Below are 19,039 nucleotides of genomic sequence, written 5' to 3'. Positions count from 1 at the left end.
TGAAATTGCTCAGCGGCCAGTGTCGAGACGCTTTATGACCACATCCAGCAGAACATCAGCGCCGTTGAGCAACTGATCGTCATCGGTGTGCTCTCGCGGGTTATGGCTGATGCCTCCTCGGCTGGGAACGAAGATCATCGCCGACGGCGCGATGCGGGCAATCATCTGCGCGTCATGCCCGGCCCCGGACGTCATCCGCTTGTGGCTGTAGCCCAACCGCTCGGCGGCCGCCTGAATCGCATCAGCCAGCTCGGCATTGAAGGTCACTGGCTCGAACCGCACTAACTGTTGAGTGCTGAATCGCACGCCTTCTTCCTCGCAAGTCCTGGAGAGGAACTGTGCCAATCGTTGCTCGGCTGCAACCAGTCTCGACTCGTCAGGGTCACGCAAGTCGACGGTGAACGTCGCTTTGCGCGCAATGACGTTGATCACGTTGGGCTCAAAACTCATGCAACCCACGGTCGCCAGCGTAGTCCCCGATGAATCCATGGCTATTTGGCGCAACTCGTTCACCACGGCACAGGCGACATACCCGGCGTCATGGCGCAAGCGCGTGGGCGTGGTGCCGGCATGGTTGGCGTTGCCTTGCACGACCACCTGCTGCCACGAGATGCCCTGAAGGTTTTCAACCACGCCGATCAATACGCCTTCGGCCTCCAGTATCGGGCCCTGTTCAATGTGCAGTTCCAGGTACTCATGCGCGATGATCGAACCGGGTTCCATGTCACCGGCATAGCCGATGCGTTCGAGTTCATCCCCAAGGCGGCTTCCATCGGTGCCAAGCGTATTCAGCGCTTGCCCGACATCCATTCCCCCGGCATGCACCAGCGATCCCATCATGTCCGGTTGATAGCGCACCCCTTCTTCATTGGTGAAGGCGGCAATGGTGATCGAACGCGCCGGCAGCACTCCAGCGTCGCGATACGCCCTGACGACAGCAAGCCCCGCAAGCACGCCATAACAACCATCGAGCGCGCCGGCATTGGTCACAGAATCGATGTGCGAACCGATCATCAGTGACGCTTGATCACCTTGATCCGTCGCCGAACGCAACGTGGCGAAGATGTTGCCGATCCGATCAACCCGAACGTCCAGCGCAAGCGCCTTCATCCACTCGACGAGCTGATCGCGGCCGGCTTTTTCAGTGTCGGTGAGGGCGATGCGCGTGCGACCGCCATTGGCTTCATCTACCCCAATCTCCCCAAGGGTGCGGATTTGCTGCAAAAGGATTTGGCCATTCAGGCGAAGGTCAGCGGTCAATGAACGCACAAGGCTCTCCGGCACAAGAGGTACGGGATGAACAAGCGCTAACGCAACGTCACGCCGTTCACGATGTGGTAAATAGTATTTCGAAAGCGATGCAGTTTTTCCTTGATTTGCCCCCTCTGGATGAAATTTCATTGCGTATTTCAGCTCGTGTTCGAGCGCCCCTTCAGAGCCTTCACTTATGAGCCTTGACGCCTTCGATCTTGCACTGCTGGACGCCGTCCAGAGGGACGCGACGATTTCTCAACATGAACTGGGCACCCGGATCAACCTGTCACCGGCGGCGGTCAACCGTCGCCTGAAAAAGCTGGCAGCCGACAAGGTCACTCGCAAAACCGTCACGCTGGTCAACCCGGCACAAGTGGGCTATCACCTGACGATCATCACGGAGGTTGAAGTCGCGAGCGAACGCCCTGATCAGCTCGACGCCATGAAGCGCGGCTTTCTGAGCTGCCCACAGGTTCAGCAGTGTTACTACGTGGCGGGAGAATGCGACTTCGTCCTCATCATGCTCGTGAAGAACATGGAGCAGTACACCGAACTGACCGCGCAATTGTTCTTCGAGAACGACAACGTCAAACGCTTCAAGACACTGGTATCGATGAGCAACATCAAGGTGGGCATGGAAGTCCCGACGGATGCTTTTGATCCTGGCAACCCCTGATAATTATTCCCCCCGCTTGAGAATGCATAGTTAGGGGCCCCTGAAAAATAGAGTTTTTTAACACTCCGTGGTTACCCCCACGGGGTCTGTCCAAAGTGACAGGCAGGGACTGGCAGAAAAGCCAAAAGCAGACATTTACAACTGGGAGAATTAGTCTGTACAGATTTCAGGGAAAGCGAGGAATGGAATGATCAACCTGCTATCAATTGCCAGCCATAAATCCAAATACAGCAGCGGCTTCTACCCGACCTTTGCCATTGACGGAGTGCCCTTGGAGGTTTGGCTGCCTAGGCAGAACCCGGCTGCTGAGTTCGACCTCGTAGCTGCCCACTCAGGCTTGTACAGCGATGAAGATAACTTGTTGATATGGGACCGGATATATTCCACTGCGCCAGGTTGGAAGACTCTGGTTCCCCTGCTTGTCTGCTCAGATGACCTAGACTTGACCTGTACAGTTATTGTCGCAGAGCAGTGCGCCCATGAGCATCAAGTTCAGTGGGGCCGATTTGGCTTGCTAAAGGATTCAATTGCGTTGGAAAACACCGATGTTGACTGGTTCGACGCGATACCCAGTGTGTTTTTTGAAAGGTCGAATTATCACAGCGTGCTGGATGAGTTCCGAAAACAAGAAAACATCAAAATGGACTGGGACTAGCTCTTGTTAGCTATTTACATGTGATCAGGCCCTTTCTTTTTTGCAGTACGTTCCTCAGGAAAATTTCACCGTCCGCTTTGGGTTGTGGATTCAACCGGTCGATGGTTACTTTCTGGCTTAAGGATTCTTCCCTCATGATGCGTCGTGTCGGCTTTTTGCTCATCGGGATTCTCGGACTCGCGCTCATCCTGCCTTGGGGTGCCTATTGGGTCGGTCTGTTTAGAATTTCGCAGTACCCTTTGCCCCCATCTCAGGCTATATCAACCCCGCAGCGTGAATGGGTATGGAGCCTCGCCAAAGTCTCAGGCGAGCCGGTGATTGTGCCGTTAAGTCCGTATTCGTATCTGTACGACCTTTTCATTTTGAAAGGGAAAACCGATAGGAGTATGCGGGTCGTCTGGTGGGTGGCTTCTGATCACCTGATCAAACAGAACACAAGTCAACGAATGCTGTGGTGGAACCTATCCGGCGCGTCTCTGACCATATGGTTAACCAGGAACTGGACAGATCAACAGATAACAGCAGCCGCTTTCGTCGCCCTTCAGCACCGGGGTGAGGTATATGGCGGTAACTAGCTGCACTCGGCGCTTAGGAATTGAGATAACGGGACAGATCTATTTTCCAGTCCAAAACGACCGGCTGCTTTGGGTCGACTACTGCCCTCCGCCACAGGCAGCAATCGGCCCAGAGTGTGCTGGTCCAATCAAATGCAAACGATTAGTCAGTGGCAGTGCATCTAGTTGATCAAGTCCGTGCAATCACTATCTGCTAACGAAGCACTACGACGGCGATAGGATTCGTGGCGCTAACGTTGCGTTCGCCACTTGCACTCCGATTAGCCGCCCGCTCCGCGTCCTGATTTCAATCTCAGATGGACATTTTTCGGTCGTCGGAACCGTAGGCGACTTTTTCAACAGAATCGGCCGATTTCTACCGGTCGCCACCGGCAGAAATCGACCAAAGCAGACATCATGTGTCTAGCAAATCCGGAGCAATTCACTGATGTGGAAATCAAATCCGGCCATGGGCTTTCGGGCGTTCAAACTGGCTATTCGCGGGCTCCTTACGCAGCGGCAAACGTGCGGCTGCGATTATGAGTTTGAACCAGTCGGCACGGCTTAACGGCCATGATCCGTATGCGTATTTAAAGGGCGTGCTCACGCGACTGCCGATGCAGCGGCCGAGCGAGATTATCGAGTTGCTGCCGCATAGATGGGCGCCCGTTTAACCACGCAAGGTCTTTTGGGCGGACGCTTACTGTCTAGGGCCTGGCCACAAGGTTTTAGAAAATGCGTAAGCGATGGGCTTGAAACTGGAAGCAGGCTGCGGCTTCCGTTTCCCAGATGCTGACAGTTCAGTTGGAAGAGTTGTTCAGCTGCTGAAGCTCAAGTTGCTTGGCAGCACTGGCTTCGAGGTTTGCACGCTCTTCATCCAGATACCGATAAATGCTTTGGAAGTTGGCGATTTTCTGTTTGATTTCTGCCATCTTCTTTTCAATTAGCTTAGCGCCGTCAGCACAATCGATCAGCTTGTTCCGCTGCGCATCCAGAATCTCGCCTATTTCCCCCAGGGAAAACCCCATGCTTTGCGCGCGCTGGATAAAGTCCAGATCCTGCAGAGTTTTCGCTGTGTAAACGCGATAGTTGTTAGTTTGCCGCAGCGATGAGATCAGGCCGATTTGCTCGTAGTAACGCAGCGTATGGCGGCTGGCGCCGCTGCGGGTCTCGAGTTCGCCGATTTTCATGAAAACACCGCTTGACTATAGAGTTGGGTCGATAGTTTACGCTTGATTTCTCACCTTAAACAAGGAACAGGGAAATGAGCGTGGAGTGCTTTGTCACGGGGGGTACCGGCTTCGTCGGTCAACATTTGGTGGCGTACCTGAGTGCAAAAGGTCACACCATTCGGGTGTTGATGCGTCGCCCAGAGCGACTAGCTGCACTGCGGGAGCAAGTCGATAATTTGGGAGGGTGCGCAACCCGGGTATTTGCCGTAGCTGGCGATCTGGAACGGGACAACCTCGGGCTGAGTCTTGCTGACCGAGAAGTGCTAAGGCACGCCAGAGTCATATTCCACCTGGGCGCCCACTTCGCATGGGGGCTTTCAGTGGAGCATTCTCGTGCGGTGAATGTGGAAGGGGCAAAGCGCGTGGCGCTGTTGGCGGCTGAGCAAAAAAGCCGTTTAGTAATGATCGGCGGCTACATGCTGAAAAATCATGAACATCTGCAACGCATCGGAATTGATCCTCGTCATCCAGAGTTGACGAATTGGCCTGCCGTCTACCGACAGGTCGGTGGTTACGAGGGCAGCAAGCTGGAGGCGCATTTTGCGACCTTGGAGGTCATGTCCGCCAAGGGCGGGGAGATTACCGTTGTCCACCCTGCGACTGTCTGTGGCCACAGCCGCACGGGGCATATCCTTGACGGTCAGCCGCTGGTGGAGCTGATACGCAACCTTGTGCAGGGAAAGCTGACTGCAGTGCCCGGTACCGCCGAGCACTGGCTGCCACTGGTCACCGTGGATTACCTGGTTGAGCTGGTGGCAGTTTGTGCTTTTGATCCTGCCATGGTGGGCCAGGAACTGCTGGCGCTTGATGACCAAACTCCAAACTTGCGAGAACTCCTGATACAGGTGGCACAACCTTTGGGCTTAAAGTCTCCCAAGCATCACATTTCACTCCGATTGCTGAAGTTGCTACTGAGTATTCCTCCCGTCGCGTGGTTTTTGAATACAAAACCCGAAGCCTTGGACTTTATCCAGACCACTCGTTTTGATACAGCGGCGGGCGAGCAATTTGCCAACAGGCATGGAATAGCCAAACCGGATATACGTCAGTCTTTGCAGCACACTGCAACGTTCGTCAACTCATATTGCATAGCCAAGGGTTAGGCCCTCTGACTTCTCCCTTGGCGGCGACAAGAAGGCGAATAGCATCCTACTGGGCGATCCAGCTTATGCCACAATAAATACTGGGATTGGTGGGATCTTCGTATCCTCAAACTTTGCGCCGTCGATATAGGGCGGCATTCTATCGAACGACAATTCAGCGACAGGGATCGTCATCAATGCAATCTACTTTCAGCAAAGGCGTCATATTTGCACTCTCCGCAGCGGCACTAAACGCAACGATCGGTGTACTCAGCAAAGTACTCATGAGTAATGGTTTCACCGCTAGCAGTGTCGCTGTCATCAAGACCGTACTGGGTTGCGTGCTTCTCTCGATCTTACTGTTTTTCCTCAAGCGCCCGGCGGCGTCGACCAAATGGACTCAGGCGGCTATCTGCGCATTCCTTGGCATCTTTGTGCTGTTCCATTTCGAAACGTCCGCCTATCGACACTACGCTGCGGCAGGTGTGGTGGTGGTGCTGATGGCCAGTGCCTCAATTTCCTCGATCATTCTGGGGCGCATTTTCCTCAAGGATGCCATCACCGCGAACGCTACCGTTGGCGCCGCACTGGCTATCGCCGGGATCTCGGTGATCTTCGGCGGCGACCTGCAGCAGGGCTTTACCCTGCAAGGTGCTGCACTCGCCTCCATGGCCGGCTGCGGCTATGGGGCCTTTTCGGTTGCCATGAAGCGTATGGGTGTGTCGGGGGGGCTGCACTTCACCCGACAATTGTTGTTCTTTGGCAGCCTGTACCTGCTGATGCCGGCTGCGGCCGATGGTTTCGCGATGGGCGAGCTGTCGCCGCTGGCGATCGCCGCGCTGCTGGCGCTGGCCACGCTGCCGACAATCCTGGGCTTCTTCTGCACCACCAAGGCTATCGAGTATCTCAAGCCATCCCAAGTGCAAGCGCTGGAGCTGACCGAGCCACTGTTCGCCGCGCTGCTGGCGTTCGTGGCGCTCAATGAAGTACCGCGCGAAAGCCTGTACGCGGGAGCGGCACTGATCATCGTCGGCCTGTGTTTCTCCAATGAACTAATCCGCTTGGGCAGCAAAGCATCTGTCCCTTCGACCGAGTGAGCTATTTTCGGATCCTGATTACTTTAGCAATCAGTGGTTTTTAAGTGTTTTGAGCGACTGACCGATTCTGGCCGAAACCAGCTGTTCGCGACCGAACGCTTCCGCCCCAGAGCGCTAATCCTTGGCCAACCGTTCTGACAGATTGCGCGGGCGAACTGCCCCAGCGGTTTTTTTATTGAGCTGCGGCAGTTCTCGTACCACGATTTTACAAACTACCTTCTTTGTAGATAGATGACTGAAGAAACTCTGCTATCAGCGATGTAATCTGCTGTTGAATCACCCCACGCGGGCGAGCGCTGTCGCCATCCCGGCAAATGATGCCATCGCCTGGTACTTCTTCTTCGAGCATTACCTGCGCGCCAGGTTTGCACATCGACAAGAAGCTGAAATGGCTTGCGTCGCTGATTTCGACGTAACGGCTTGACGCCGCAGGCAGGCGTTTGGCCAGGTTGGCAGACTCCAACTCAGCGGGAAGCTCGCGCGACGGTACGCCGGCAGCGATCACCAGCGTTGGTACCGCCAGCGCGGCCAGGCTTTCATCGGTCAAGCCCCGTGAAAGACCCAGGTCCAATGTAACTACAGCAGTGACGCGTTTATCGCGCAAATCGGCGGCCAACGAGGCCTTTGATTCTGAGGTGCTTGCGGGGTTTATCTTTCCATAGACGGTGCAACTTGATAACTGCGGGTGGGCTTTGCAGTCTTGGGCGAAGCGGTCTGGATCGAACCGAGCACCGGCGATTTCCAGGGCGGTCCAGCCGCCGAGTGAATGGCCCACTACTGCAATTCGGTCATTGGCGACCAAACCGAATTTTTCAGGTTGAGTCGTGACCCTATCAATGGCTCGGCGCAAATCAACGGGCCGCTGCCATAACTGCGCCGCTGCTTGAGGGCTACGGTCATGAGTGGTGGTGCCAGGGTGATTGATTGCGGCGACAATGTAACCCCTATGTGCCAGAGCACTGGCAAGCCAGATCTGGTTGCTCCAGTTACCTCTGTACCCGTGGGAGAGCACCAACAATGGATGCTTGCCAGCAGCGGGCGGCGCGTCACGAACGGCAGAAGCCCCGACGAACACCGCATCATCGCCAATCATTTGCGTGGCTGCGGTAGTTGCACTGGGGTACCAGACGACCATCTCCAGTGCGCGGTCATTGTTCGAGTCCGCCAGTGTGGAAGAGCGGAAGCCGACAGGGTTCTCGTCAGCGAGTGCGATAGTAGTCAGACAGCTCAACAACAGGGCGCCAAAAGCTATTTTCAATGTCGTTTCTTCCTTGATTAGACAAGTGCACAGCAACCTGAACCCGCCGTTAGGCGCATCCACTTTCGTACGGAGTCGAAGCTAATGTGGCTGCATATAAGCACGGACATTAAAGCCCACATTCGAACCGCCGCGCATAATTTTCATCGTTAACTCTGTTCGCGGTCTTTGGTGAGAAGGCCGAACGCCCACGTTAGGGTATAAGTCATCGAAGGGGATGAAAATGGCGGAAGGCAGCCGGAGTCGAACCTGCCCGGGAACGGATGCCGTCCCCAACCGGGTTTGAAGCCCGGCCGCGCCACCGGGCGCGATTGCCTTCCTTGAACTCAGTCTTCTGTTTGCTGGGCCAGTGCATTGTCGAGCCGGATGTGGCGCCGGTCGCCAAAGCGTCGGGTCAGGCCGATTCGGTCGAAGTACTCAAGAATCTGAATGCTGCGCTTGCGCCCCAGGCCCACGGCATCGCGAAACGCGGTGACCTGAATCACCGGGTCATCGCTGGCCAGTTGCACCAGCATAGCCGCCAATCGACGCAACAGCGTGTCGGTGTAGAACAGGTCACGAACCACTTGATGCAGCAACCCCAGTCGCGCCATCTTGCGCAGCAGCAGGCGCACGGCGGCCTCTTCTCGGCCAGCGACTTTGGCCAAGTCACGTACCCATGGCGGATCGAAATCCGCTTGTTCAAACAGCGGTTTTAGCTGTTGCCACAGGGTTTCGTCGTCCTCGCTCAAACGCACTTGATGATCGGGTAAATGCAGCCATGGGCCGCTGGCGACGATCGCGCCGCTGGCCAGTAATTCGTCAAGCAGGCTGATAAAGGTCGGCCGGTCCAGCGCGGTACCGGCGAAGCGACGCAGGCGGTCCCTGTCCGGTCCCATTTGATCCGGTTCCAGTTGATGAAAGCGTGCGAGGTGTTCCAGCAGTGGCGCTTTCAGGGCTTCCCAGCGGGCAGCGCCGAACAGCAACGGCCCCTGCCGCGTATTGATCAAGCGCACGTCATCGGGCAACGCCCAGCTATCGCGCGGACGATTGAACTGGCGCTCCAGGCGTTGCGGATCGAGCCCGGTGTCGCTGTTGGTCAACAGCGCCGGCAGTGCGTCTTCCAGGCTGTTGGTGGTGGCCAGCGTTTGTAGCTGCGCCAATCGTTCGGGGCTGCGACGATGACGGGCCGGGGCGAACGGGTCGAGCACCCGGCCACCGCCGAGGGTGCGTTGGGCGCTTTGGTCACGCAGGATCAAGCGGTCGCCCTTCACCGCCTGCACCGGCGCGTTCACCAGCAGTTGCGCGAACATTCGCTGCCCCGGTGCCAGGCTGGCGTCCTCCAGCAAGGCTACCCGCGCCGTTACGTCCTGAGTACCGAGATGCACGTGCACCGGTTGAAAGTGTTCGAAGCTTCGCGCTTCGCTGGCCAACAAGGTCATCTCGATATCCAGGCGCTGGGTCGGCGCATGCAGCCATTCGGCCAACAGCCAGTGGCCACGGTGAATCTGCTCCAGGGCCAGACGCTCGGCACTCAGGTTCAGCGCGACTCGCTGCCCGGCTGTTGCGCTGTCGGCCGCTTGGTTCTGCGCATGCAGGCCTCGCACCCGTACCGGTTTGCCCAGCGGACTCAACATCAGCGTATCGCCCACGGCCACTTGGCCGGACAACGCGGTACCGGTCACCACGATACCGGCGCCGGCCACGCTGAAAGCCCGATCAATCGCCAGGCGGAAACCGCCGCTGGCGCTGCGTTGAAGCACCTCATGTTGCGCATCCAGCAAGGCCTGACGCAGTGTCTCGACACCCTCGCCGGTCACACTCGACAGCGCGATTTGCGGTGCGTCGGCATACGGTCCGGGTGCCAGCAATGCTTCGATCTGCTCACGGACTGCCTGCACCCGAGCAGGATCGACCCGGTCGCATTTGCTGATGGCGACCAGTGCCCGAGAGATGCCCAGCAACTCGACGATCGCCAGATGTTCGCGGGTCTGCGGCATGACGCCGTCATCGGCCGCCACCACCAACAACACCAGATCAATGCCCTGCGCCCCGACCAGCATGTTGTGGGTGAAGCGCTCATGACCGGGCACGTCGATAAAACCGATCAGCGCGGCGCCCGGTTCCAACGCCGCGTAGATATAGCCGAGGTCGATGGTCATGCCGCGTTCGCGTTCTTCCCGGCGACGGTCGCCGGCCTGGCCGGTCAGTGCCTGGAGCAAGGAGGTTTTACCGTGATCGATGTGCCCCGCCGTGCCGACAATCACCCGTCCCGGCCCTCCTCCTGCAATTGATCGAGTTGAGTCAGCCATGCGGCTTCGTCGTCGAGTTGGCGCAAATCCAGCCATAGCGCGTCATCGTCGATGCGCCCAAGCACAGGAATCGGCAACTGACGAAACGCTGCCTCCAGCCCCAGCAATTGCCGCCCACGCAGACGTTTGGAAACGTTGGGGCGCAGACACAACGCGGCGCTGGGCAGTCGCGCCACCGGTTGGCTGCCGCTGCCGATCATGCCCAGAGCCGGTACGGCGCAGACACTCCAGCCGTCACCCAACACCTGTGCCAGTGACGGTTGCAGGCGTTCGGCCTGGGCGATGATGTCGGTTTGGGGGCGGGTCAGCAGGCGCAGACTCGGCAGACGCTCGGCCAGCCGATCAGGATCGCGGTACAGCGCCAATACGGCTTCGAGGGCGGCCAGGGTCAGTTTGTCGACCCGCAGTGCACGCTTGAGCGGGTTCTTCTTGATCTTGGCGATCAGGTCTTTGCGGCCGACAATCAACCCGGCCTGGGGACCGCCGAGCAGTTTGTCGCCGCTGAAAGTAACGATGTCCGCGCCATCGAGCAGCGCCTGACGCACCGTCGGTTCGGCGGGCAGGCCCCAGCGAGTCAGGTCCAGCAGGCTGCCGCTGCCCAGGTCCTCCAGCAACGGCAGCCCGTGACGGTGAGCCAGCTCCGCCAACTCAGCCGTCGGCACCCGGGCGGTGAAACCTTCGATGGAATAATTGCTCGCGTGCACGCGCATCACCAAGCCACTGCGTGGACCGATGGCGGCCTCGTAATCGCGGGCATGGGTGCGGTTGGTGGTGCCCACTTCGTGAAGCCGCACCCCGGCCCGGGCCATGATGTCGGGAATGCGGAAGGCGCCGCCGATTTCGATCAGCTCACCACGGGAAATGATGCCTTCCTTGCGCGCGCCCAGGCTGTTGAGGGCAAGCAACACGGCGGCGGCATTGTTGTTGACCACAGTCACCGCTTCGGCGCCGGTCAGCTCGCGGATCAGGCCTTCGATCAAATCATCGCGGTCGCCGCGCTTGCCGCTGTGCAGGTCGAATTCCAGATTGAGCGGGTAACGGGCAGCCAGTTGAACGGCTTCGATAGCCGTCTCTGGCAATAGCGCGCGCCCGAGGTTGGTGTGCAGCACCGTGCCGGTCAGGTTGAACACCCGACGGAGCTGGCTGCGATGCTGGATCGCCAAACGCTCACCCGCCCTGCCCGCCAGTACATCGGGGGCGATTTCAACGGCATCGAGTTCACCCTTGAGCACCGGTTCGCGCAAGTCATCGAGCAGTTTCCGCAGGCCGGCCAACAGCGCATCACGCCCGTAACGTTCAGCCAGCGGTTGGCAGGCGGGATGGCGCAGCAAGCTGTCGATGGAGGGCAGCCGCAAGACTTGGCTGGCGGAGGTTGCAGACATCAGAGGCTCCCGGAAGCGAATGACCGTCGCGTCTGAGTGTAGCCGCTGGGCTCACTGCTCAGGTGATGCCGAGCGCCGCCTTCGTCTTTGGTCGTCTGCGCGGCGGTGATGTCTTTGCGTTTGAGGCTCGCGTTGTGATCGTGTCGCCGCTGGCGCTTTTGAAGGGGCATTTGAGGGTGAAGCTGAGTGGGTCGGCCATTGTTGGTGCTCCGGCTGGGTTGCTCTTGAAGAACCCAGAGCATCGCACCTGACCGTGGTGCTGACTTTTAATCGACTTTAAAAAGACAGCGCTTTGATCAAAGCTCTTTACCGAGGGGCAAGCCTCTCGGTAAAGGGCTGAGTGATTACTTAGGTGGAACGAAATTATCCAGCATTCGATTCACCGCCAGTTCAGCCAGCATGATGACTTGCTGAAGCGCCAGCAGGGTATTGCGGTGGGTGCCCTCCACCAATGCAGCAATGTCACTGGCCATGACACTGGCCGAGGCCAAGTTCTCACACGTTTGAACCAGCAAGGCTTCATGGCCGACATCCGGCGCAACCATGTACATGGTGCTGGGTTTGCGGGGGGTGTTGTTCATGACCGCTGCCGGGTTGAGGTAGAAATTCAGGGCACGCTCGGCGGCTTCGTGGAATTTTTTCGAGTCGAGGGATTCGTACGGGGATGCCGGATCGGTGTCCGGTTCCGGTGGATTGGGTGTCACTTTGAACATAGATGAAACTCCCACTTAGAATAAATAAGAGCCATCACCCTCGCTACCAAACGAAGGGTGGCGGCCATACGCGGGTTGGTAGACCGGTCTAAGTAGGAAACCCGGCGCTCACAATGGAGCCCCACGCATGACCACCATATAAAGCTGAGCCCCAAAAAAGAGACTGCATAAGGTGTCGCCATGCGACTACTTAAAGGCGGGCTACCAAACCCGATCACTGTTTTTCAGTGACAGGGAAACGATATAGCCCGCCCCACAGCCGCACAAGCCAGCCGATTCTGGCGCACGCGTAGGTAACGACGCAAGGCGTTGTAGCCGTTAGGACGTAACGGCGGGTGTCTTTAAACGCGTACGTTAAACACATGAAAGCGTTCAAAAAATTGAGGAAGCGTCCGACATCTTTTAGGGGTTGGCTGTCGCAAGCGAGAGGTTTAATGTGGTTGCGCCCATCAGGTAGAGAGATAGGACCACGTGATGCTTGGCTGGGTGTACTTCATCTTGACACCCACGACAGTGAGCCACATACCAATTAGACTGCCAAGTATTGATCCCGGAGGTCACTATGAGCGCCGAACTTTCCCCCATCGTTTCAGAGTTTGAAACCGAAGAGCAGGCCGCCAGCTACGACCGTTGGTTCCGTGCCAAAGTGCAGGCGTCGCTCGATGATCCACGCCCGAATGTCCCGCACGATCAGGTAATGGCTGATATGCGATCCCTTCTCGAAGCCAAGCGCAATAAGCGCGATGCTGGTTGAGTGGCGGCCCGAAGCGCGGGCTGAACTGTGGCAAATCATTGATTATATTGGCGACCGCCACCTTGTAGCGGCGAGCGAACTGTACTAAGCCATTGAGGTTGCTACCTCGGCCCTTCCGCAACATCCCTACCTTTATCGATTTGGTCGTGTACCCGGTACGCGGGAAATTGTTGTGCATCCCAATTACTTGGTGGTCTACCGGGTGACGGATCGAATCGAGATCTTGACCGTTTTGCATGCCAGGCAGGAATACCCCTGACTCGACCAGTTATTTGCATCGGATTTGACCAGCACGCTTCGTGGCTCGCTTATTGGGTGGGATTTATCTCAAGCCTGAACATCAAGGGGACAGGCTCAGTCACCTCCCGGTGCCAGCATCAGATTGGGCGACAGGCGCTGGTAGCCTTCCTGCTCCAGGCGCATGTCCAGCATCAGGCTGGACAGGTCTGCCGAAAGCGCTTCGGCTTCGGCATCGTTTTCCAGGTAGATCAGTTTCAGGTAGCTGTTGCAGCCAGGGCAGACTTCCGCCCGCAACGGTGCCAGATTGGCAGCGTGACGGTCATCCTCGAAGCTGACGTATTGAAGCCCCTTGCTCTGTTCGCAGTACACGCATTTGACCCGCACCGCATGCCATTCGCAGGCGCACAACGAGCACACCAGATAACGCAAACCGTTGTATTTGCCGCGATGACGAATCACCCCGGCCATCGCCGGCGAACCGCAGGCCGGGCATTGGCTGAGGCTGTCGCCGCGTTTGAGCTCAAGGTTGGGTGTGCTCAGCAGCCAATGGCTCCAGGCCGCTTGCAGCGCTGCACCGAGGAACGGCACCAACTCTGCCGGCAGCATTGAATACTGGCCGCTGACCAAGGCAATCGCCCACGCTTTGAGCAGCCCCAGGTTGGCACTGCGCAACGTCGCCACGGCGTTTTCTACCGCCGATTGTGGCGGTGGCTGATAGCGTTGCAACAAGGCTTCGAGATACGGCAGCCAAACGGTTTCGCGCACCAGACTGTCGGCGGCAAACGGTGGCAAGCCATGTTCCATGCACACCCGAAGACGCTCGGGATCGGGCATGGTCGTTACGGGCGGATCGTCCATCAGGTTCTGCTGAACGTGGCACAGCCCCACGATCAAACGCAGATAGTCCGCCATGGGATGCCCGTCGGCCAGGCGTTCCAGACGCAGCGCGCGCAAGGTGAACAGGTTGTTCGGTGGCAGGTACAGAAACGGCGGTGAACTCGCCGCCGCTTCTATCTGCCCAGGCTCGAGGATCGTGGCCAAGGGGTCATCCTTTTTTGCTGATCGGTCGCTCAGGCGTCTCGTCTCGGGTCACTTCCTGGTACCAGAGCTCATGGTGTCTTCTCGCCCAGGCGCGGCTGACCCCGGCCACGCACCATGGCGTGGACCGAGCCGCGAATCCAGATACCGGCATAGACGTGGACGATGATGCTCAGCACCAGGATGAAGCCCGCCAGCGCATGCAGCAGCATCGCCCAGCGAATACCGGTGATGCCAAAGTACGCGCTGAACCAGGCACGCCAGATCACCAACCCGCTGAACAGCAGCACCAGCATGCAGATCAGCAACACCCAGAACAGCAGCTTCTGCGCCGGGTTGTACTTGCCAATCGGCGGCACGCCCTCCTCTTCGTTACGCATGACAGTCCCGACGCGCCTGAGCCACAACCGATCGTTGGCGCTGAAGTAATTCGCCCGCCAGAAGCTGAACACCAAGCCGAGGAACAGCACAAACATCGCCACGCCCATGTACGGATGCAGAATGCGCGTCCACGAACCGCCGCCAAACAAGTTGCTGAGCCAGAACAGCCCCGGATGGAACAAAGCCAGCCCCGACAGCGCGGCCAACAGAAACAGAATCGCCACCAGCCAGTGATTGGTGCGCTGGTTGGCGGTGTAGCGCAGGATCGGTTTGTCGTTCATGGCCTGTCCTCCCCGCCGGGTTTCGTCGGATCAAAGGTGTGCACCGATGGATCGAACTCATGCACCGCCGGGTCGAGGGTGACTGGATGTTCGTCTTCATCGACCAGTTGTGGCCCAACGCGCACGTAGTGGAAGAACCCGGCCAGCACCGCCGCGCCCATGGCCAGCAACGCCAGGGGTTTGCTCAGGCCTTTCCACAGGTCCACCAGCGGACTGATCGCCGGGTGATCCGGCAACCCGGCATACAACCTGGGCGTGTCGGCATGGTGCAGCACATACATGACGTGGGTGCCGCCGACGCCCTCAGGGTCATACAAACCGGCGTTTTCGAAACCGCGGCTCTTGAGGTCGACGATGCGTTCGGCAGCGTGTTCTTTCATGTCTTCCTTGGTGCCGAAAACGATGGCGCCGGTCGGGCAGGTTTTCACACAGGCCGGCTCCAGCCCCACCGCCACCCGGTCTGAACACAGCGTGCATTTATAGGCTTTGTGATCCTTTTGCGAGATGCGCGGAATGTTGAACGGGCACCCGGTGATGCAATAGCCGCAGCCGATGCAATGGTCCTGATCGAAATCGACGATGCCGTTGGCGTGCTTGATGATCGCCCCCGGGCTCGGGCACGCCGCCAGGCAGCCGGGTTCGGCGCAGTGCATGCAGCCGTCCTTGCGAATCAGCCATTCGAGGTTGCCGGCGTCGGTTTCATGCTCGGTGAAGCGCATCAAAGTCCAGGTGTCTGCGCTGAGGTCTTGAGGGTTGTCGTAGGTGCCGAGGTTGTGACCAACGTCGTCGCGCAACTCGTTCCATTCCGAGCAAGCGACCTGGCAAGCCTTGCAGCCGATGCACTTGGTGGTGTCGATCAGCTTGGCCACTTCTTCTTGCGTGCGCACCGAGGGCGGCACGGTGGTGGTGGCCGAGCGGGCGATGATGTCTTGGCTGGCCATTTAGATTTTCTCCACGTTGACCAGGAATGACTTGGATTCCGGGGTCTGTGTGTTGCCATCGCCGAGGAACGGCACCAGGGTGTTGGTCAGGTAACCGTGACGGGTGGCGCCGGTGAAGCCCCAGTGCAACGGGATACCGATCTGGTGCACCACCTGATTGTTGACCTGCAGCGGACGAATCCGCTTGGTCACCACCGCCACCGCTTCGATATGCCCGCGCTTGGAGCTGACCCGGACCCGGTCACCGGCAGCAATGCCTTTCTCCTTGGCCAGCACCTCGCCGATTTCGACAAACTGCTCAGGCTGGGTCACGGCATTGATCGGACAATGCTTGGTCCAGAAGTGGAAGTGTTCGGTCAGCCGGTAGCTGGTCGCCGCATAAGGGAAGTCCTTGGCCTGCCCGAGGGTGTCCCAGACTGAATCGAAGATCCGCCCGGCCGGGTTGCTGGTCGCCTTCTTGTTGTTGGGGTGCATCGGGTTGATGCCGATGGGCGTCTCGAACGGTTCATAGTGTTCCGGGAACGGCCCTTCGTTCATCTTGTCGAGGGCGAAGAAACGCGCCACGCCTTCGGGGTTCATGATGAATGGGTTCATCCCGGCTTCCGGCGGCACATCGGCCTTGTAGTCAGGCACATCGGTGCCGGTCCAGACCTTGCCGTTCCACCACACCAAGCGTTTGTTGGCGTCCCACGGTTTGCCTTGAGGGTCGCAAGAGGCACGGTTGTAGAGAATCCGCCGGTTCATCGGCCAGGCCCAGGCCCAGCCCAGGTTCTGCTTCATACCGAAAGGATCGCTGTTGTCACGCCGGGCCATGTTGTTGCCCTGCTCGGTCCAGCTGCCGCAGAAGATCCAGCACCCGGACGCCGTGCTGCCATCGTCCTTGAGCTGGCCGAAGCCGGACAACTGCTGACCGGCCTTGACCACCGCGCCCGAGGCGTCGGTGACATCGGCGACGGCGTAGCCGTTGAATTCCCTGGCCAGTTCTTCCGGCGTCGGGTCATCAGGGATCTTGTAGGGCCAGTCGAGCTTGAGGATTGGCTCGGCCCAGGCACCGCCGTCGGCCTGGTAACGCTTGCGCAGGCGCAAGAACAGCTCGGCCATGATCTTCACGTCCGTGCGCGCCAGCCCCGGGCCATCGGCACCCTTCCAGTGCCATTGCAGCCAGCGACCGCTGTTGACCAGCGAACCGTTTTCTTCGGCGAAACAGGTGGTGGGCAGACGGATGACTTCGGTCTGGATCTCGGCCGTTTGCACATCGTTGTAAGGCCCGACATTGCGCCAGAACTCCGAGGTTTCGGTGGCCAGTGGGTCCATCACCACCAGCCACTTGAGCTTGGCCAGCGCCTTCATCACACGGTTCTTGTCCGGCAAGGCGGCGATCGGGTTGAAGCCCTGGCACATGTAGCCATTGACCTCGCCCTTGCCCATCATGTCGAACATTTTCAGGATGTCGTAGCCGGGAATATCCAGTTTCGGCAGCCAGTCGTAGCCCCAGTTATTCTCGGCGGTGGCATTGGCGCCGTACCAGGCTTTCATCAGGCTGACGTGGAACTTGCCGTAGTTCTGCCAGTAAGACATCTGCCCGGGGCGCAACGGCTTGAGTGCTCGCTTGGCGATGTAGGCGTTGTAGTCCTGTTCAGCCTCGGCCGGCAGGGTCAGGTAACCGGGCAGCAGGTTGGACAGCAAACCCAGGTCGGTCAGGCCCTGAATGTTGGAGTGCCCGCGCAGGGCGTTGACGCCCCCGCCCGGCATGCCGACGTTGCCCAGCAGCAGTTGCACCATGGCCGCGCTGCGGATCATCTGCGAGCCGGTCGAATGCTGGGTCCAGCCCAGTGCGTAGAGAATCGTCATGGTTTTGCCCGGTTGCGAGCAGGTGGCGATCTCCTCCCAGATTTTCTGCATGGCATCCGTGGGCATGCCGCAGACCTGACTGGCCAGCTCCAGGGTGTAGCGGCTGTAATGCTGCTTCATTAATTGGTAGACGCAGCGTGGGTCTTGCAAGGTCGGGTCGACTTTGGCGAAACCGTCCTCGCCGATTTCATAGCCCCAGCCGGACTTGTCGGTGTAAGTGCGCTTGCTCGCGTCGTAACCGCTGAACAAGCCGTCCTCGAAACCGTAGTTGGCCTTGACGATGAACGACACGTCCGTATAGGCGCGCACGTATTCGTGCTGGATCTTGTCTTCGGTCAGCAGGTAATTGATCAGCCCGCCCATGAAGGCGATGTCGGTGCCGGTGCGGATCGGCGCGTAATAATCAGCCACCGAGGCCGTACGGGTAAAACGCGGGTCGACCACAATCAGCCGCGCCTTGTTGTGGGCTTTGGCTTCGGTCACCCATTTGAAACCGCAAGGGTGCGCTTCGGCGGCATTGCCACCCATCACCAGAACCAGATTCGCGTTGGCGATATCGGTCCAGTGGTTGGTCATGGCACCACGGCCATACGTCGGGGCAAGACTTGCCACCGTCGGGCCATGTCAGACACGTGCCTGGTTGTCGAACCCCAGCATGCCGAGACTGCGAATCACCTTGTGGGTGATGTAACCCGCTTCGTTGGACGATGCCGACGCCGCGAGGAACCCGGTGGTCAGCCAGCGATTCACCGTTTGCCCCTGGGCGTTCTTCTCGATGAAGTGGGCGTCGCGGTCGGCCTTCATCAGGTCGGCGATACGATCCAGCGCTTCATCCCAGGAGATTCGCGTCCATTCCGTGGTGCCGGGCTTGCGCACCTGCGGGTACTGGAGACGGCTGGGGCTGTGAATGAAATCCAGCAGGCCTGCGCCTTTGGGGCAGAGGGTGCCGCGATTGACGGGGTGGTCGGCATCGCCTTCGATGTGGATGATGCTCTGGGCGACATTCTTCGCGTTGTCGCCCTGGCTGTACATGATCAAGCCGCAACCGACCGAGCAGTACGGGCAGGTGTTGCGGGTTTCATGGGTATGGGCGAGCTTGAAATGACGCACTTGTTCGGCGAAAGCTGGCGTCGGGGCCATGCCCAGCGCGCCGAGGCTTGAGCCCGCAAGGCCGAGACCAGCGACCTTGAAGAACTGACGACGGTTGAGGTCCATCGTGCACTCCTGATCAGGTGGAAACCCGGTGCATTGGCCGGGTTTTTCTGGACGATCACGGTGACGGCAACGGAACTACCGCCACTTTAAACTGTAGACAATGCTGTTTTGTGCTGTGTGAAAACCGACAGTCGGGTAGCCGCA

General features: G+C 58.7%; 15 protein-coding genes, 1 tRNA gene and 3 pseudogenes. 8 read left to right on the top strand and 11 right to left on the bottom strand.

The window, feature by feature from the left end; translation table 11 throughout:
- Positions 1–9: 9 nt before the first annotated feature.
- Positions 10–1,269 (bottom strand): allantoate amidohydrolase, encoded by a 1,260-nt coding sequence (locus AB7M22_RS11530; RefSeq protein ID WP_454186366.1) that lies wholly within the window; start codon positions 1,267–1,269, stop codon positions 10–12.
- Positions 1,270–1,447: 178 nt separating this feature from the next.
- Between AB7M22_RS11530 and AB7M22_RS11525 the strand changes: the two genes are divergently transcribed.
- The 4 genes and pseudogenes from AB7M22_RS11525 to AB7M22_RS11510 all read left to right on the top strand — a co-directional run.
- Entirely contained in the window at positions 1,448–1,930 is a 483-nt protein-coding gene (locus AB7M22_RS11525; RefSeq protein WP_454186365.1) for an Lrp/AsnC family transcriptional regulator, read from the top strand.
- A 187-nt stretch (positions 1,931–2,117) separates the two neighbouring features.
- Positions 2,118–2,585 carry a hypothetical protein gene (locus AB7M22_RS11520; RefSeq protein ID WP_454186364.1) on the top strand — a complete coding sequence of 156 codons (468 nt, stop codon included), beginning with the start codon at positions 2,118–2,120 and terminating at the stop codon, positions 2,583–2,585.
- A 134-nt stretch (positions 2,586–2,719) separates the two neighbouring features.
- Positions 2,720–3,160: a hypothetical protein gene (locus AB7M22_RS11515; RefSeq protein WP_454186363.1), complete on the top strand. Its 441-nt coding sequence runs from the start codon at positions 2,720–2,722 to the stop codon at positions 3,158–3,160.
- 434 nt (positions 3,161–3,594) lie between these two features.
- A pseudogene (locus AB7M22_RS11510) lies at positions 3,595–3,813 on the top strand (transposase domain-containing protein); the annotation flags it as partial.
- Positions 3,814–3,939: 126 nt separating this feature from the next.
- Here AB7M22_RS11510 and AB7M22_RS11505 read toward each other — a convergent pair.
- Positions 3,940–4,329: a MerR family transcriptional regulator gene (locus AB7M22_RS11505; protein WP_454186362.1), complete on the bottom strand. Its 390-nt coding sequence runs from the start codon at positions 4,327–4,329 to the stop codon at positions 3,940–3,942.
- Positions 4,330–4,403: 74 nt separating this feature from the next.
- On the opposite strand from AB7M22_RS11505, the gene AB7M22_RS11500 reads away from it, so the two are divergent.
- Both AB7M22_RS11500 and AB7M22_RS11495 read left to right on the top strand, forming a co-directional pair.
- Entirely contained in the window at positions 4,404–5,474 is a 1,071-nt protein-coding gene (locus AB7M22_RS11500; RefSeq protein WP_454186361.1) for an SDR family oxidoreductase, read from the top strand.
- Between the two features lie 176 nt (positions 5,475–5,650).
- Positions 5,651–6,550 carry a DMT family transporter gene (locus AB7M22_RS11495; RefSeq protein ID WP_008023518.1) on the top strand — a complete coding sequence of 300 codons (900 nt, stop codon included), beginning with the start codon at positions 5,651–5,653 and terminating at the stop codon, positions 6,548–6,550.
- Between the two features lie 205 nt (positions 6,551–6,755).
- On the opposite strand, the gene AB7M22_RS11490 is transcribed toward AB7M22_RS11495, so the two are convergent.
- The 5 genes from AB7M22_RS11490 to AB7M22_RS11470 all read right to left on the bottom strand — a co-directional run bounded on the left by AB7M22_RS11490 (position 6,756) and on the right by AB7M22_RS11470 (position 12,194).
- Positions 6,756–7,808, bottom strand: coding sequence for an alpha/beta hydrolase family protein (locus tag AB7M22_RS11490; protein ID WP_454186360.1), 1,053 nt, complete (start codon positions 7,806–7,808; stop codon positions 6,756–6,758).
- Between the two features lie 224 nt (positions 7,809–8,032).
- Positions 8,033–8,128 (bottom strand) — tRNA-Sec (locus AB7M22_RS11485).
- A 6-nt stretch (positions 8,129–8,134) separates the two neighbouring features.
- Complete coding sequence (selB, locus tag AB7M22_RS11480; protein WP_454188790.1) at positions 8,135–10,054, bottom strand: selenocysteine-specific translation elongation factor; 1,920 nt, start codon at positions 10,052–10,054, stop codon at positions 8,135–8,137.
- On the bottom strand, positions 10,051–11,481 hold the full coding sequence (selA, locus tag AB7M22_RS11475) for an L-seryl-tRNA(Sec) selenium transferase (RefSeq protein ID WP_454186359.1): 1,431 nt from the start codon (positions 11,479–11,481) through the stop codon (positions 10,051–10,053). Before selA ends, selB begins: the two co-directional genes overlap by 4 nt.
- 344 nt (positions 11,482–11,825) lie before the next feature.
- A complete protein-coding gene (locus AB7M22_RS11470; protein WP_007902308.1) occupies positions 11,826–12,194 on the bottom strand; it encodes a DUF6124 family protein in 369 nt (122 codons plus the stop codon).
- A 562-nt stretch (positions 12,195–12,756) separates the two neighbouring features.
- Between AB7M22_RS11470 and relB the strand changes: the two genes are divergently transcribed.
- Together relB and AB7M22_RS11460 are read left to right on the top strand one after the other, a co-directional pair.
- The gene (gene relB, locus AB7M22_RS11465; protein WP_007902309.1) at positions 12,757–12,948 is read left to right on the top strand and encodes a type II toxin-antitoxin system RelB family antitoxin; all 192 of its coding nucleotides are present in this window, start codon (positions 12,757–12,759) and stop codon (positions 12,946–12,948) included.
- A pseudogene (locus AB7M22_RS11460) lies at positions 12,938–13,207 on the top strand (type II toxin-antitoxin system RelE/ParE family toxin). Before relB ends, AB7M22_RS11460 begins: the two are co-directional and overlap by 11 nt.
- A gap of 95 nt (positions 13,208–13,302) precedes the next feature.
- Here AB7M22_RS11460 and fdhE read toward each other — a convergent pair.
- The 4 genes and pseudogenes from fdhE to fdnG form a co-directional block, all read right to left on the bottom strand.
- The gene (gene fdhE, locus AB7M22_RS11455; protein ID WP_454186358.1) at positions 13,303–14,229 is read right to left on the bottom strand and encodes a formate dehydrogenase accessory protein FdhE; all 927 of its coding nucleotides are present in this window, start codon (positions 14,227–14,229) and stop codon (positions 13,303–13,305) included.
- A 4-nt stretch (positions 14,230–14,233) separates the two neighbouring features.
- Positions 14,234–14,888, bottom strand: a pseudogene (locus tag AB7M22_RS11450) (formate dehydrogenase subunit gamma).
- Positions 14,885–15,829 carry a formate dehydrogenase subunit beta gene (gene fdxH, locus AB7M22_RS11445; RefSeq protein ID WP_454186357.1) on the bottom strand — a complete coding sequence of 315 codons (945 nt, stop codon included), beginning with the start codon at positions 15,827–15,829 and terminating at the stop codon, positions 14,885–14,887. The pseudogene AB7M22_RS11450 and the gene fdxH overlap by 4 nt, the downstream one beginning before the upstream one ends.
- Positions 15,830–18,895, bottom strand: coding sequence for a formate dehydrogenase-N subunit alpha (gene fdnG / locus AB7M22_RS11440; RefSeq protein ID WP_454186356.1), 3,066 nt, complete (start codon positions 18,893–18,895; stop codon positions 15,830–15,832).
- Positions 18,896–19,039: the final 144 nt, after the last annotated feature.

This window comes from Pseudomonas sp. ADAK2 TE3594 (genome assembly GCF_053628675.1).
The sequence above is the reverse complement of the archived record's forward strand: the minus strand, read 5'-3'. Positions and strand labels throughout refer to the sequence as shown.

Bases quoted from the DNA above. Each gene is read 5' to 3' on its own strand.
- AB7M22_RS11525 (WP_454186365.1), top strand. From the start codon at position 1,448: ATGAGCCTTGACGCCTTCGATCTTGCACTGCTGGACGCCGTCCAGAGG.
- AB7M22_RS11470 (WP_007902308.1), bottom strand. From the start codon at position 12,194: ATGTTCAAAGTGACACCCAATCCACCGGAACCGGACACCGATCCGGCA.
- AB7M22_RS11500 (WP_454186361.1), top strand. From the start codon at position 4,404: ATGAGCGTGGAGTGCTTTGTCACGGGGGGTACCGGCTTCGTCGGTCAA.
- selA (WP_454186359.1), bottom strand. From the start codon at position 11,481: ATGTCTGCAACCTCCGCCAGCCAAGTCTTGCGGCTGCCCTCCATCGAC.
- relB (WP_007902309.1), top strand. From the start codon at position 12,757: ATGAGCGCCGAACTTTCCCCCATCGTTTCAGAGTTTGAAACCGAAGAG.
- AB7M22_RS11505 (WP_454186362.1), bottom strand. From the start codon at position 4,329: ATGAAAATCGGCGAACTCGAGACCCGCAGCGGCGCCAGCCGCCATACG.
- AB7M22_RS11495 (WP_008023518.1), top strand. From the start codon at position 5,651: ATGCAATCTACTTTCAGCAAAGGCGTCATATTTGCACTCTCCGCAGCG.
- fdxH (WP_454186357.1), bottom strand. From the start codon at position 15,829: ATGGCCAGCCAAGACATCATCGCCCGCTCGGCCACCACCACCGTGCCG.
- AB7M22_RS11515 (WP_454186363.1), top strand. From the start codon at position 2,720: ATGATGCGTCGTGTCGGCTTTTTGCTCATCGGGATTCTCGGACTCGCG.
- AB7M22_RS11520 (WP_454186364.1), top strand. From the start codon at position 2,118: ATGATCAACCTGCTATCAATTGCCAGCCATAAATCCAAATACAGCAGC.